Source organism: Paenibacillus sp. NRS-1760, assembly GCF_050467785.1.
Lineage (GTDB): Bacteria > Bacillota > Bacilli > Paenibacillales > Paenibacillaceae > Pristimantibacillus.
Genome location: NZ_JBITPK010000021.1, coordinates 658,246 through 673,857, shown reverse-complemented (window position 1 = coordinate 673,857; position 15,612 = coordinate 658,246). Strand labels below are relative to the sequence as shown.

Here is a 15,612-nt window from a genome sequence, read left to right as displayed (position 1 = left end):
ATGCCGTTGATCTTGTGCACCAGTCAAGATTGGGCATGCTTTTTTTGAATTGTAGAGGAGAGGCGCGATGCCCATGAGTGAGCAATGGACATGGAGAGACGTGTCTTATCCGTGAACTTTGAGTTCTAACGGACATTTTATTACCGCAAACGGGTTGAATGGCATAATTGAATCTCTAACGGACATATTGTCTTCTTACTAGACAACATGGTGGGGGTTTAGGCTCACTTGAGCGCTCTAGCGGTGGATAATGTCCGTAAGCAATTCAAACATCTTAATATAGAGTTCTAACGTTACATCATGTCCATTAAAGATGGGAGCTGTAACAAGCCGCTCCATGCGGTGCCTGGGGCAACGTTACATCCACAATCTACAGCAACCTGCAGAACTTGCGATATTCACCTGGAGGCATGCCCTCCCACTTGTGAAATATCCGGACAAAGTAATGCACATCGGCATAACCGATCGCATGGCCGATCCATTCGATGGTGTCGTTCGTATCTCGGAGCAGTCGTTTCGCCCGGGTGTGACGGATCCCCTGGACAAATTTGTTGGGACTGATGCCCATACATTTTTTGAACAGGCGTCCCATATAATCCACGTTAATATTCAGCATGTCCGCCATTCTCTCATTAGACCACAACTCCCCCGCATTCTGCTCTATAGCAGAGGCTAATTCAGCTATGGCCTGCTGCATGCCTGCGCTTGCGACTGCCCGTTGACGCTGGTGAATGGCTCTCGACAGATGAGAGAACAGCTGCAGCAGGAGGCCCTGGCAGCACATCATATAGCCTGCCGGCCGGTATGTAAACTCGTGGATGACGGCTTCAAGCAGGCTGTACACCTCGGAGGTCGCGTGCAGGCTGCCGGCGTTCATCCATTCCAGGAATTCCGCTGACTGGGGCATGCTGCAGTAATGATAATCGTCCTCGTGATGTTCGAGAGAGACAATAATGTCTTCGTCCTTCGCGATATGGAGCTCATTGTAAAAGTCAAAGTGAACGCCCAGGAAGAGCGCATCCGGCTCAGACAGCACTTCAACCCGGTGCTGGAGCTCCGCGGGCAACAGGAAAAACTGACCAGGCTGAACTCGGAATGGTGCTTCCGATTCAATCTGGACCTCGACTTCGCCATGCTCCAACAAGAGGATTTCGAAATCTCTGATACGCCGATTGATGATGCGTTCCCTCGATTGCCTATGCTGCTGCGCCCAGTGAACAACCGGATTTAATCGTCTGATCTCAGCTGTTGCTTGCATCTTGAATCCCCCTGTTTCACAAGTCGGTCAAGTCGGTAAAGTGCAACTATTGACCTCAATCGTTCAAATACAAACAAGTAAACCCATGATAACATAAGGGATATCAAGAGTCGAACAACAATATGAGGAGTGATTGATAATGTCGGATTTGAATAAGCTGCCAGAACTAACAAGTGATTATGAGCTGACTACAGAGCAAATTCAACTGTTCCAGGAAAAGGGACATATCAAGCTGAATCAAGTGGCATCGAGCGAGGAGATCGACGTATACCGTCCCATCATTGGCGAGAAAGTGAAAGAGCTGAACTATCACAACAAGCCAATCGAGGAGCGTGACACTTACGGCAAAGCCTTCATTCAAGTGTCTAATATATGGGAGCAATCCGCTGAAATCCAGCGCTTCGTCTATGCACGCCGATTCGCCAAGATTGCTGCTGAGCTGCTGGGTGTAGACGGCGTTCGGATTTATCACGATCAAGCGCTGTTCAAGGAGCCAGGAGGCGGTATCACGCCATGGCATCAGGACCAAATCTATTGGCCTGTAGATACCGATAACTTCGTTACGATGTGGATGCCGCTCGTTCCTGTATCCGAGGAAGTCGGCTCAATGAACTTCGCTAACGGCTCCCATAAGTTTGGTTATATTAGCAAGCTGGCGATTTCCGATGAATCCCAAAAAACGCTTAGTCAATATATCGAGGCTAAGGGACTTGAGGTTGAAAATTACGGCGCGCTGGAAGCAGGCGACGCAACCTGGCATTACGGCTGGACACTGCACAGCGCACCAGGTAATCCTACCAACACGATGCGTGAGGTTATGACGGTTATTTATTACGCGGATGATGCGAAGGTCATCGAGCCGGACACGAACGCTCGCAAGACTGACTTGCAGAAGTGGCTGCCAGGACTTGCACCTGGCGATGTTGCAGCAAGCAAGCTGAACCCGATTATTTATAAGAAGAGCGAATAAGCTTCCATGACCGCACTCACTCGCATTTTGTCGCTATCGGCAGAATGCGGGTGTTTTTTTGGAAGATAGGAATGCAAGATGCAAGAATATGATGTCACCTCACATTCCCTATACTTCTCATTATGAGCTTAGCTTGTCTACTCGCTCTTTAAATGCACTAAGTACAGTTATTTTTTCGATGGGCCTAAAATAGAAGTTACTAAATGCATAACATACAGTTAATTTCGTGGTTTCTGGGGAAATGAGCGGTTTGAGCTAATTTTAACTGTATGTTTTGCAGGTAAATGTTTTGAAATGGTCATGGTATTACAAATTACCTGCATGTTTTGCAGTTAATTGTCGGATCGGCCTACTTTGTCTTTGCAGCTCTTCAAACATGCAGATTGGGATGCAGGAGAAAGTAGCCCAAAACAAGGTGCAATTCGAGAGAGTCAGTATGTCTGATGGACAATTCGTTCGGTAACCAATATCTCCGCCGAGATGACGGCTAAGGTGAAGTCCGAGTTGAAGGGTTGTAGGATTTTTTTTCTTGTTGGCATGGTAATAATGTAAAGGTTATCGAAACCGTTACCTGATACCTGATACCTGATACCCTTTAACCTTTACCGCATGAGAGTTTGGATAAAATTTTGGAACAAATATAATGTAAGCTTGCTTGAATAAGGAAATACGAGCTAAGCTATCTCGTTGTATTTTTTCCCTTGAATTTTCAAATGGATGATTGACCAGAGTAGAAGAGAGAGTTATAATTTAATTGTTAGCATAAAATGAAATCAATTCCGAAAATAGTGGATATTCTTTGAAAAATGGTTTAAGGTTTTACAACATTCACGAGGGAGAAGGTTGCAAGATGAAAAAAGAAAGCGCTGCGACGATTCGAGGCAAACAATATACTAAAAATGCCGACTGGTTCTGTGAGTTTACGTATGAGCCGGTTGAAGGTCTTGGTTATGAAGAGGGCGTTCACCGCCGTGACCCGAGCAGTGTGATCAAGGTAGGGGATCTGTTCTATGTATGGTATACCAAGTCGGTAGGAGAAGCCGTTGGTTTCAATACAGGCGATCCGGAAGCCAAGGTGTTCCCTTGGGATCAATCCGAGGTATGGTATGCAAGCTCTCCAGATAGCAAGACCTGGACGGAACAAGGGCTTGCAGTCGGCCGAGGCCCCAAGGGCTCATACGATGACCGAAGTGTTTTCACGCCTGAGATTCTGCATCATGACGGCAAGTTTTATCTTGTATATCAAGTTATTGAAGGCCAATATCTGCTCAGGAAATACGAAAATATTGCCATGGCAGTTGCTGAGTCGCCAGAGGGACCTTGGCGCAAGGTTGATACCCCGATTCTTCGTCCAGCAATGAACGGCGAATGGTTCGGTGACGACGATAATCGCTTAACCGTGAAGCATAAAGGTGACTTCGACAGCCTGAAGGTGCATGATCCTATTCTCTTCCATTATAATAACCAGTTCTGGCTCTATTATAAGGGAGAGCAGATGGGCGAAGAGATGAACTTCGGCGGGCGGACGACGAAGTGGGGCGTTGCGATCTCCGATCATCCGGAGGGGCCATACGTGAAGTCGGAATACAATCCGGTAACGAATAGCGGACACGAAACATTGCTCTGGCACTACCGGGGCGGCATGGCGGGACTTCTATCGACAGACGGACCGGAGAAAAATACGATTCAATACGCACATGACGGCATTAATTTCGAAATCGAGGCCGTTATCAAGAATCCACCCGAGGCTGCTGGTCCATTCCGTACAGAGGATACAGAGCGTAGTCCGCTGGAAGGCATCCGCTGGGGATTATGCCATAACGTCCATTCCAAGTGGAACCATATTCTGAAATTCAGAACAGTGGAGGAATACAAGCATCATTATGCGAACAAGGTGAATCCAGAGGTGCTCTGGTTAGGTAAAAAAGCGAAACAGAAGAAGGAATAAGTGAGGTAAGCCGAGCTGTCTGCAATGGACACTCGGCTTCTTGTATGCCGGAAAAAAAGGACGCTGCCTGAGAGGCAACGTCCATTCCTGATGTCAGGAGAGGTAGACCGAACGCATAGAGGGAACAAAGCCTAGCCGCTTGGAGATTAGTGAGGACTTCTCCTTGACGTGTGCTTCCAGTTCATCCTGCTTGTCGAATATTCGGGCAGTTGGTCCCGCTACGCTGATAGCCGCAATCACCTTGCCGGTGTAATTAAAAACGGGACCGGCAATGGAGCTCAAGCCATCATCATATTCCTCGCGGTTGATGGCAATGCCCGACTGTCTGATCTTGCTAAGCTCTTGCAGGAACTGCTGATGGTCTGTAATGGTAGTTGTTGTGTATCGCTGCAGTCCTTTCTCACTGACAATCTTATCTACTGCTTCCAGAGAAAAGTAAGCCATAATGGCTTTCCCGAGACCCGTGCAGTGAACGGGATTCCTTGAGCCGAGAATCGCATTCATAATGACAGAGGCACTTCCATCGACCTTATAGATATAGATAACTTCGCCTTCATTATAAACAGCGAGAAACGCGGTTTGGCCCGTCTGCGCAGCGAGATCTTGCAGGTGGGGGATCGCGGCTTCCACGAGATCGATATTATGAAGACCCGCCATACCGATCTCGATAGCCTTGAGGCCTACAAAATATTTCTCCGTTGACGGCTCCTGCATCACAAAGCCTGCCTTCATTAGTGTCTCCAATATACGGTGTGTTGTGCTTTTGGGAAGCTGAGTCGCTTCCGACAATTCGCCAATTCCGGATCCCCCTTTGTTTAAAGCGAGCTGCTCAAGCAGGAATAGCGCGCGTTCTAACGTGGAGCTCGTTTTATTCGTTTCCATGCTCAAAGAAAGCACCTTCTTTCATTTCATCTCTATTCCGTTATTTTAAATAATGTTTTGATATCAGTCAATCTCATTTATAAATTGATATATTGTTCCGATTTTATATTGACTTAACTATTAGACTGTAATAACATTTAATTAATTGGAACGAATAGATTCCGATCATTGATAATAGAGGGTGAACAATATGGCAAATGCAAAACGGATCACGGATATTCAAACGGACTATTTCCTCGTGCCTCTGGCTGAGCAGTTGGGAGATGCGCGGCATGGGATTCATTCGCACTTCGAATTAATAACCGTCACGATTGTATTGGAGAATGGCAGTGAGGGTGTTGGTTATACCTATACCGGAGGCGTCGGAGGAAGAGCGGTATGCCAGATGATCGAGCATGATCTGAAGCCCTTCCTGCTGGGGAAGGACGCCAGCTGCATCGAGAAGCATTGGGAAGAGATGAATTGGAAGATTCATTATGTAGGACGAGGGGGAATCGCCTCATTCGCAATCTCTGCCATCGATATCGCCTTATGGGATCTTCGCGGCAAGAGCTGCAATGAGCCTCTATGGAAGCTGCTTGGCGGCAATGCCTCATCTACGAAGGCTTACGCAGGGGCGATTGATCTCAATTTCACCAAGGAGAAGCTGCTGTCCAATATTCAAGGATATATGGATAAAGGTTTCCAGGCGGTGAAGATTAAGCTTGGTCAAGAGCGTCTTGCGGAGGATATTGAACGGGTAGCTGCAGTCAGAGAGCTGATTGGGCCAGATCGGACCTTCATGGTGGACGCTAATATGAAGTGGTCGGTTGAGACGTCTATCAAAGCGGCTAAGCTGTTAGCGCCGCATGATATCTTCTGGCTGGAGGAGCCGACGATTCCGGATGATTATGATGGGTACCGTCGTATCGGTGCGGAGGGCGGCTTGCCTATTGCGGCTGGAGAGAACTTCCATACCGTCTATGAATTCGTGAATATGATTACTCGCGGCAAGATTGATTTCCCGCAGCCTGATGCCTCCAATATTGGCGGAGTAACCGGCTGGCTGAAGATTGCGAATCTTGCTTACGCTTACAATTTGCCCGTGTGCACACACGGCATGCAGGAGCTGCACGTCAGCTTAATGTCTGCGATGCCGAACGCTTCGTACCTGGAGGTTCATAGCTTCCCGATTGATCAATATACGAAGCGGCCGCTTGTTATTGAGGACGGAAGAGCCGTAGCGCCGGATGTACCCGGCACGGGTGTGGAATTCCGCTGGGAGCTGCTTCAGCCATATAAACAACTATTCTAATCATCTAACAGGGAGTGAAGACGATGCAAGCTGCATTCTATGAGGGAAACAAAAAAATAGTAGTAGGCACAGGCTCACGGAGAGAACCGGGACCTGCCGAGGTTGAGATCAAAGTGGCCTATGCAGGCATATGTGGAACGGATCTGCATATTTATCACGGTCATATGGATCATCGTGTTACGATGCCGCAAGTCATGGGACACGAAATGTCAGGCGTCATCGAGCGAATTGGCGGAGAAGTAACGGCTTATAAGCCAGGCGACAAAGTAACGGTGAAGCCGCTCGGACCATGCGGCGAATGTCCGGCTTGTCAAGACGGCTGCAGCCATATCTGTCATCGTCTTCAGTTCATGGGAATCGAGACAGACGGCGCGTTCCAATCGTATTGGACCGTTCCCGCAAGCACGCTGCATAGGCTGCCAGATGAGCTCAGCCTGCAGCATGGCGCGATGATTGAGCCTCTGGCCGTGGCTTGTCATGATGTTCGATTGGGCAAGGTGGCGCCGGGTGAATATGCCGTTGTGATCGGCGGAGGGCCCATCGGCACGTTGATAGCGCTTGTTGCCCGTGCTGCTGGCGCACGAGTTGTTGTGGCCGAGATTAATCCATACCGGCTGCAGCTGCTGGCTGACCTGGGCTTCGAAACCTGCAACTCCAAGGAACGGGATCTGGCGGAATATGTGCAGGAGGCAACAGGCGGCAAGGGCGCCGATGTGGTGTTCGAGGTGACCTCCTCGCTGGCGGGCGCTGAGGTGATGACCAAGCTGCCTAAGGTAAGAGGGCGAATTGTTATTGTAGGCATCTTCAGCAAGCCTGTTCCGGTAGATTTGCATCGCTTCTTCTGGAGAGAGCTGCAGTTGTTCGGTGCACGCGTGTATGAGCATGAGGACTTCGAGCAAGCGATTCAGCTTGCGGCGAGCGGCAAGCTTAAGCTTGACCGTCTGATTAGCGAGGTTTATCCGATCGAGCAAATTCAAGCGGGCTTCGAGCAGATGGAATCCGGCAGCGGCGTGATGAAGGTTCTTATTCAGTGCAATTAAGCGGGAGGTAGCGGGATGGATATAATGGATATTTTTTCACTGCGGGGCAAAAAAGCATTAGTGACGGGCTGTAAGCGAGGCATCGGCAAATCCATGGCGATTGCGCTAGCGCAGGCTGGCGCGGATATCGTCGGCGTGAGCGCAACTCTGGAGCCAGGGAGTGAGGTGGAGCAGGAGGTTCGCCAGACGGGCCGAAGCTTCGCCGGTTATGCCTGCGACTTCAGCGACCGTAACGCGCTGTATGCATTCATCGCCAAGCTGAAGGAAGAGCATGCTGATATCGATATTATGGTCAACAATGCCGGCACGATCATGCGCAAGCCGGCGGCGGAGCATCCAGATGATTATTGGGATCATGTAATCGAAGTGAACCTGAACTCCCAATTTATATTGGCGCGGGAGGTTGGACAGGGCATGCTGATGCGTGGAGCGGGCAAAATCATATTCACTGCATCTCTGCTTACGTATCAAGGCGGCATCAACGTACCGGGGTATGCAGCCAGCAAGGGCGGCATTGGACAGCTGACGAAGGCGCTGGCGAATGAATGGTCCTCGCGGGGTGTGCAGGTGAATGCGATTGCACCCGGCTATATTGAGACGGATAATACCGAGCAGCTGCGTCAGGACCCTGCCCGCTATGAGGCGATCCTTGGCCGGATTCCAGCAGCTCGCTGGGGAAGACCGGAGGATCTGAACGGAGCGGTCATCTATCTGGCTTCCTCTGCTTCGGATTATGTAACGGGCACCATCATCACGGTGGATGGCGGCTGGATGGGCAGATAATATCCTCATTAGAAAGAGGGGACATTTGGTGAGGGAGACAAGAACAGTTGTCATTACGGGAGCGACGAGCGGAATTGGTCGCAACATGGCGCTTTATTTTGCAGATAGAGGGTATCGGGTAATCGGCACGGGCAGAGATGCGGAACGCATCCATACCCTTCAGGAGGAGCTAGCTGTGTTCCCTGTTCCCGGGCAGGTCTTCCAGGTGGATGTTCGAAGATACCAGGAGATCAGAGAGCTTGTCAGTCATGTGGAGTCAGAGCATGGTGCCGTTCATGTCTGGATTAATAACGCAGGTGTCAATCGTGCGATCGGTCCAACGTGGGAGATTGATCCAGACGCATGGGCCGACGACCTAGCTATTAATCTCGGAGGGACTTTTCACGGCATTCGTGCTATTGTCCCCGTGATGCTCAGACAGGGCTTCGGCCGCATCATTAACTTGATTGGCGGCGGAACAACTCATGCGATGAAGTTTAGCAACGCCTATGGAACGGCGAAGACGGCGGTAGCAAGGCTTACGGAGAATCTTGCAGAGGAGCTTGACGAGCTTGGAGCGCAGATCAAGGTGTTTGCTCTTAATCCCGGACTTAACGATTCGGAGATGACCAGGGCGCTTCGATCCACTCCGGAAGGGCAGAGATACTTTCCCGATATGGAGGAGTGGCTGCGAAACGGTGCGGCGGATCCCCAGGATGCCCCCGCTTGCGCCTACAAGCTGGCGGAGGGTTTAGCCGACAAGTACCATGGTCGTATCCTAACCATCTACGATCCGATTACCGAGGAGGGTTCCCTTGAACCCGATTTGTATAAGCTGCGTTTGAATGGCTGAGAAAAGGAGATATCCATGAAACTACAATTATACAAAGCGCTTTGGGGAATGGAAGGCACGTATCGTGAACAATTCAAGCGGGCGGCAGATGCGGGCTATTATGGCATTGAAGCGCCTATGCCTCTGCCCGAGCAGGAGGAAGCCTTCCGTGAAGCGCTTCAGATGTATTCGCTTGCTTATATTGCCCAGATCTTCACCGGCGGCGAAGACCATATCCAATCCTTCAAGGAGCAAGTGGAGAGAGCTTCCGGCTTCCGGCCTGCGCTCATTGTGTCACATAGTGCTCGTGACCGTATGAGCGACAGTGAGCAAGACCGGTTCTTCGAGGCTGCGCTGCGTGTAGAGTCGGACATCGGCATTGTTGTTGCACATGAGACCCATAGGCATCGGGCGATGTTCTCACCTTGGACAACGGCGAGATTGCTGAGCAAGTTCCCGGAATTACGAATTACGGCGGACTTCAGCCATTGGACGAATGTATGTGAGTCACTCCTTCATGATATGGAGGAGGAAATTGCGCTGGCTATCGCTCACACTCATCATATCCACGGCAGAATCGGCTTCTCCCAAGGCCCTCAGGTTCCGCATCCGGGAGCCCCGGAGTGGACAGCGGAACGGGAGCGCTTCGAAGGCTGGTGGAAGCGTATGTTCAACTGCCGACTGACGCAAGGCGAATCGGTCAGTACGATGACGCCGGAATTTGGACCTGTTCCATATATGCCGACACTGGCTTATACGAAGCAGCCGGTAGCGGATCTTTGGGATGTTAATGAATGGATTGCGGACAGGGTGAGATCGAATTCTCAGGCATGGATATCCTGAACGGGCAAGGGACAGCATGCCAGCATGAATAACATGATAGAGCACTCGGATCCTTAGGAAACGAGTGCTCTTCGTATCAGCTATACATTTCACAATAACTAGAAGTGGGAGTGATAACGTTGCTAGAGATTGACAAATATTGGGAAGACCCCCGTAAGTTGCACATCAACAGAGAGAAGCCCAGGGCGTACTACATTCCGTATGCGGATGCGGAAGAAGCTGCATCGCGGAAGCGGGGACGCTCTCCCTACTATCAGACATTAAACGGTTCATGGAAATTTCAATATCATGGAAGTTTTGAGGAAGTACGCGAAAGCTTCTACGAGGCAGACTATGATGCGGGAAGCTGGTCCTCCTTATTGGTGCCCTCTTGCTGGCAGAACAACGGATATGATCAAATGCACTATTCGAACCTCAATTATACAATCCCATGCGATCCTCCGTTTGTTCCGGATGATAATCCGGCAGGGCTGTACATTCGGGAGTTCAACCTCTCACCGGATTGGACGGACAAGGAGAAGTATGTGGTGTTCGAGGGTGTGAATGCGTGTTTCTATCTATGGGTGAACGGAAGCTTCGTCGGCTATAGCCAAGGAAGCCGGGTGCCTGCCGAGTTCAATATCAGCAAGCACCTTGTCTCTGGCGTTAACCGGATGGCGGTTATGGTGCTGAAATTTTGTGATGGCACTTACCTCGAGGATCAGGATTTGTGGAGATACACGGGCATATTCCGTGATGTGTATATGCTGGCGAGGGACAAGGCGCATATTCGCGACGTGTTCGTGCGTACAACGCTGCTGAACGGCGACCGGGAGGCTCAGCTGAATATCGAGCTGGAGATGGCCGGCGGCGCTGTTGTACAAGCTGTTCTGCGAGATCCAAGCGGTATTGAAATAGCCGCGGCGCAAGGTGAAATAGGGCAAGCGGGACTGCTTCCTATGCAGGTGCTGGACCCGCAGCTCTGGAGTGCGGAGCAGCCGGTGCTATATGAGCTCCTTTTGTCCTCGGGTGAAGAGGTGCTGCGCTTCAGCGTTGGCTTCCGCCGAGTGGAGATTCAAGAGGGCGTGTTCCAGATCAATGGCGTACCCGTTAAGCTGAAGGGCGTCAATCGTCACGATTCCCATCCAAGCCTTGGCCAGACCATTCCTCTGCAGCATATGATTCAGGATCTTCAGGTGATGAAGCGCCACAATATCAATACCATTCGGGCATCTCATTATCCCAATGATCCCAGATTTCTGGAGCTCTGCAATGAATACGGCTTCTATGTGGTGGACGAAGCGGACCTGGAATGTCATGGGTTAGCCATCGCCGACAATTGGGACAACATGGCGAAGGGGCTAGGGATGCAGTCTTACACGGACTTCCATCAGCTGTCGAACAACCCGGATTGGGAGGAAGCCTTCGTCGATCGGGCGGTTCGTATGGTGGAGCGCGACAAAAACAACCCTTGCGTGGTGATCTGGTCGATGGGCAACGAGTCCGGATATGGGCCCAATCATATTGCAATGGCGAAGTGGACGAGGGAGAGGGACAGCGCAAGGCCGGTCCATTATGAGGGAGCAGCTTCCTTATACCTTGGTCATCCGGATACAAGCGCACTCGACATGGAGAGCCGGATGTATGCGTCTGTACCTGAGATTGAGGCTTATGCGAAGGATGAGTCGAAGGGTAAGCCGCTGTTCTTGTGCGAGTACAGCCATGCCATGGGTAATGGCCCTGGCGATCTGCTCGACTATTGGAATGTTATTTATGCCGAGCCGAAGCTAATGGGCGGCTGTGTGTGGGAGTGGTGCGACCACGGCATTGAGAGGAAGACGGAACATGGCGACACGTATTATGCCTACGGCGGAGACTTCGGCGAGAAGCCGCATGACGGCAATTTCTGCATTGATGGACTCGTAGCTCCAGATCGTACGCCGCATACGGGGCTGCTTGAGCTGAAGCAGGTAATTGCGCCTGTTCGAATCGAAGCCATCGAGCTGGAGAAGGGGCGCCTGCTTGTCCGCAATCTGTATGACTTTATCGATCTATCCCACCTGGTCTTCTACTGGAAGCTGGAGCGTGATGGGGTGTTAATCGAGCAAGGCGAGCTGCGCGGTCTGCGTACCGCTCCTCATTCCGGCGAAGAGGTTCAACTGGTGTTCCAATCGGATATTCTGGCACGAGGAACGCTCTGCTTGACGCTGTCTTGCTGCGAGGCGAGACAGAGTCTGTGGGCGGAGCGCGGCCATGAGATTATGTTCCAGCAATTTGAAGTGAAGACGAATCAGGAAAGTCAAGGACAACAGCCGTACGAATGCAAGGCCACTCATACCTCTATTCGAGTGCGAGAGCAAGACCGCAAGCTGCTTGTAGAGGGCTTCGACTTCAGCCATTCCTTCGATCTGAGGAGGGGGATGCCGGATCAACTGACGAGACATGGCGTAGAGCTGCTGGAGCAGCCTCTATCCTTCAATATGTGGCGGGCTCCGCTGGATAACGACAGGCCGCTGGTCTCGAGATGGACGTATGAAGGCTTGGAGCATGCGAGCATGAAGGTCTATCGCTGCGATTGGGAGCAGATAAGTGATAACGAGGTAGTTGTCACAACAGAGTTTTCCTTAGGCATCTATACCCGTAAGCCGATTGTACGCGGTGTTGCGAAGTGGCATATGGATGCAGAGGGCGCGCTGACGGTGAAGACAAGCGTTCAGGTGAAGGAGGAGATTGACTTCCTGCCTCGCTTCGGCCTGCAGCTTAGAATGCCTGCATCGATGAACACCGTGGATTATGTTGGCTACGGTCCGCATGAGAGCTATGCAGACAAGCGGCAGAGTGTTCGCAAGGGCCGGTACCTGCAGCATGTAGACGAGATGGGCGAACGTTATATTATGCCGCAGGAGAACGGCTCCAGATGGGGCACGGAATGGGCCGTCGTATCCAATGAGCTCGGCATGGGGCTGCTGATGGACAGCGCTGAAGCCTTCTCGTTTAATGTCTCGAACTATTTGCCTCAGGATCTGACAGCAGCCAAGCATACGTATGAGCTGCGGAAGAGGCAGGAAACAATCGTTCAGCTTGATTACAAGATGAGCGGCGTGGGCTCGCACTCCTGTGGTCCTAAGCTGTTGGACAAGTATCAGCTGAATGAGAAGCAGTTTGACTTCCAATTCACCTTAAGACCCGTGTTCAAGGAAGATGAATAAAAATGGTATTGACGCCCGCAGCCTCCAACTGTATAATCAACTCAAATCGGAACAATGTTCCGAAAATAATTATATAAAATATATTTTCGAGTCATTGTTCTGTAATTAAAAGCAGTTATCGTACTGGAGGGTTATGGGATGTCGAGAGTAATAAAGGATTTAAGCGGCAAGCTCTGGCAGATGGAGAAGATGAGAGTGGGCGAGGGTGAACGGGAAGGATTCCATATTCTTCCTGCCGAGCGTCAAGGCGTGATCTTCAGCTGGAATTACGCATCTGTACCAGGAGATGTGTACACGGATCTTCAGCGTGCCGGTGAATTGGAGGATCCTTATTACGGACGTAATATGCACAAGGCCAAGTGGGTACAGGAATACGAATGGTGGTACATTCGCAGGTTCAACGTCTCAAAGGAGATGAAGGGCAAGAAGGTGCAGCTGGAATTCGAAGGCGTCGACTACAGCTGTACCGTCTGGCTGAATGGACAGCTGCTGGGCAGTCATGAGGGGATGTTCTCTCCGTTCTCCTTCGAGGTTAGTGACTACCTGAACTTTGATGAATGGGCCGGCGGCTCCAATCAGCTGGCCGTCAAGCTGGATCCGCCACCGAAGAACTTCCGCAATGTCGGCGGCAAGAAAGTGAACTTCTCCGGCGATTATTTCACCGGATTAGTGCCATTCGGTATATGGCGTCCGGTTCGCCTGGTTGCAACGGAGGATGTGCGCATTGTTAATCATCGTACGGAGTCTGAACTGCATCAGGACGGAGCAACCGTACAATTGCAGGTAGAGCTTCATAACATGGCTGCAGAGACGCAGACCGTTCAGCTTCAGATTGCGATGAAGGGTCATAACTTCGACTCGGAGACGCTTACTCGCACAGTGGAGGCTGCTGTTGAATCCGGCACGAGTCTCACTGAGGTCCGTCTTGAGGTTGCCGACGCGAAGCTGTGGTGGCCGTGGGATATGGGGACGCCTAATCTGTATGATATTGAAATTACAGTGCTGAAGAATGGGTCGGAGCTCGATCGTGTAGAGGACAGATTCGGTATCCGGACGATTCAGATGGAGAAAAATCCAGGCTTCACAGAAGAAGAATCGGAATACCCTTGGACATTCGTTATTAATGGCAAACGTCAATTCCTGCGCTCCGCATGCTGGGGCGGACAACCATCCTTCCTATATGGAAGGAACAGCACGAAGAAATACGAGCATCTGCTAACGCTGGTGAAGGATTGTAACATTAATAATCTGCGAATCTTCGGCTGGCATCCGCCGGAAATTCCAACCTTCTATAAGCTGTGCGATGAGCTTGGCATTACGGTGTGGACGAATTTCACGTTCTCTACGCAAGCCTTCTCCAATGATCCCGCATTTGTGGAATCGGTAGCGAAGGAATGTATCGAAATCGTGAAGCTTCGCCGCAATCATCCATCCAATATATATTGGATGGGCGGGGAAGAAGTATTCTTCACAGACGCGCATATAGAGAGCGGCAACAAGGAGCTCATGGAAGCGATCGGTGTTGCGATTGGAGAATATACAGCTGTTCCTTACGGGCTGGCATCGCCGCTTAGCAATGAGTTCGGTCAGAGCATGGGCTTCAAGCCCAAGGAATCCCAGCACGCCAATGAGCATTATTACGGCGGCGGCCGCAACTTCATGGAGGAATATTATCCGGCTCTGGATTGCTCCATCATTCCTGAATTAACGGCGGCGTCGGCACCATCTATCGAAAGTCTGAGGAAGTTTATTCCGGAGAACGAGCTGTGGCCGATCGGACCAAGCTGGGGCTACCACTGGGCGGATATTCACATTCTTCAAGGGCTGAACATTGAAGTGTTCGGCGATAAGAGAATGGATTCCCTGGAGCAATTCGTAGAATCGACTCAGATTGCGCATGGAACAATCCTGCAGTTTGCACTTGAATTGTACCGCAGACGGAAGCCGCGGTTGAGCGGTGTGTCGCTCTGTCACTTCATTACCCATTGGCCGGACATCAAGTGGGGACTCGTCGATTATTACGGTCTCAAGAAAATGAGCTTCGACTACGTCAAGACAAGCTATCAGCCGCTTCTGCCAAGCTTGGCATTCGCGAAGAGAAGATGGAATCCCGGTGAGACGTTCCAAGGCGAGCTGTGGATTGTCAACGACTATCATGAGGCCTACGCGGATACCGAGCTGGAATGGACGCTGAACAATCATAAGGGCGAGGTTGTACAGAGTGGAACGGTAGAGGTGCAAATCGCCTCCAACAGCTCCGCCAAATTCAGCGACATCGCATGGAAGGTGGATGCTGATGCAGCAGGCGAGTTCTCGGTTGCGCTTGCGTTGAAGCAAGGCGGCAGCATTCTGGCCAGCAATGCATACAAGCTGCTTATTGGCGATCAAGCTGAGGCGAAGCGTATATGCATCGAGCATCTGGACGAGAGCAACAAGCTGCGCGATGAATATGGCCACAGCTATTACCGGTACAACCCGGAGCTTTGGGAGCTGGAATAATATCGGCAAGCGGGTGAAGGATTAATCGTTCTAAAGGGAGGAAGGGATGAACATGCGACTGCGTTTGTTCCATCCCTTCCCCTGTTTCTTGGAAGG

General features: G+C 50.9%; 11 protein-coding genes. 9 read left to right on the top strand and 2 right to left on the bottom strand.

The window, feature by feature from the left end; translation table 11 throughout:
* Nucleotides 1-370: 370 nt before the first annotated feature.
* A complete protein-coding gene (locus ACIFSR_RS30870) occupies nt 371-1,258 on the bottom strand; it encodes an AraC family transcriptional regulator (RefSeq protein WP_430062598.1) in 888 nt (295 codons plus the stop codon).
* Nucleotides 1,259-1,397: 139 nt separating this feature from the next.
* Here ACIFSR_RS30870 and ACIFSR_RS30865 point away from each other — a divergent pair, with 139 nt between their 5' ends.
* Both ACIFSR_RS30865 and ACIFSR_RS30860 read left to right on the top strand, forming a co-directional pair.
* Nucleotides 1,398-2,228: a phytanoyl-CoA dioxygenase family protein gene (locus ACIFSR_RS30865; protein ID WP_430062595.1), complete on the top strand. Its 831-nt coding sequence runs from the start codon at nt 1,398-1,400 to the stop codon at nt 2,226-2,228.
* A gap of 850 nt (nt 2,229-3,078) precedes the next feature.
* Nucleotides 3,079-4,176: a glycoside hydrolase family 117 protein gene (locus tag ACIFSR_RS30860; protein WP_430062592.1), complete on the top strand. Its 1,098-nt coding sequence runs from the start codon at nt 3,079-3,081 to the stop codon at nt 4,174-4,176.
* Between the two features lie 93 nt (nt 4,177-4,269).
* Here the strand turns inward: ACIFSR_RS30860 and ACIFSR_RS30855 are convergent, their stop codons facing one another.
* Nucleotides 4,270-5,058 carry an IclR family transcriptional regulator gene (locus ACIFSR_RS30855; protein WP_430062589.1) on the bottom strand — a complete coding sequence of 263 codons (789 nt, stop codon included), beginning with the start codon at nt 5,056-5,058 and terminating at the stop codon, nt 4,270-4,272.
* Between the two features lie 190 nt (nt 5,059-5,248).
* On the opposite strand from ACIFSR_RS30855, the gene ACIFSR_RS30850 reads away from it, so the two are divergent.
* The 7 genes from ACIFSR_RS30850 to ACIFSR_RS30820 all read left to right on the top strand — a co-directional run bounded on the left by ACIFSR_RS30850 (nt 5,249) and on the right by ACIFSR_RS30820 (nt 15,516).
* Nucleotides 5,249-6,352, top strand: a complete 1,104-nt coding sequence (locus ACIFSR_RS30850) for a mandelate racemase/muconate lactonizing enzyme family protein (protein WP_430062586.1) — start codon at nt 5,249-5,251, stop codon at nt 6,350-6,352.
* 23 nt (nt 6,353-6,375) lie between these two features.
* The gene (locus ACIFSR_RS30845; protein WP_430062584.1) at nt 6,376-7,392 is read left to right on the top strand and encodes a zinc-dependent alcohol dehydrogenase; all 1,017 of its coding nucleotides are present in this window, start codon (nt 6,376-6,378) and stop codon (nt 7,390-7,392) included.
* Nucleotides 7,393-7,407: 15 nt separating this feature from the next.
* Nucleotides 7,408-8,175, top strand: coding sequence for an SDR family oxidoreductase (locus ACIFSR_RS30840; RefSeq protein ID WP_430062581.1), 768 nt, complete (start codon nt 7,408-7,410; stop codon nt 8,173-8,175).
* A gap of 28 nt (nt 8,176-8,203) precedes the next feature.
* Complete coding sequence (locus ACIFSR_RS30835; protein WP_430062578.1) at nt 8,204-9,007, top strand: SDR family oxidoreductase; 804 nt, start codon at nt 8,204-8,206, stop codon at nt 9,005-9,007.
* Nucleotides 9,008-9,022: 15 nt separating this feature from the next.
* Nucleotides 9,023-9,829, top strand: coding sequence for a sugar phosphate isomerase/epimerase family protein (locus tag ACIFSR_RS30830; protein WP_430062575.1), 807 nt, complete (start codon nt 9,023-9,025; stop codon nt 9,827-9,829).
* Between the two features lie 158 nt (nt 9,830-9,987).
* Complete coding sequence (locus tag ACIFSR_RS30825) at nt 9,988-13,017, top strand: glycoside hydrolase family 2 TIM barrel-domain containing protein (protein WP_430062572.1); 3,030 nt, start codon at nt 9,988-9,990, stop codon at nt 13,015-13,017.
* A 138-nt stretch (nt 13,018-13,155) separates the two neighbouring features.
* A complete protein-coding gene (locus tag ACIFSR_RS30820; protein ID WP_430062569.1) occupies nt 13,156-15,516 on the top strand; it encodes a glycoside hydrolase family 2 protein in 2,361 nt (786 codons plus the stop codon).
* Nucleotides 15,517-15,612: the final 96 nt, after the last annotated feature.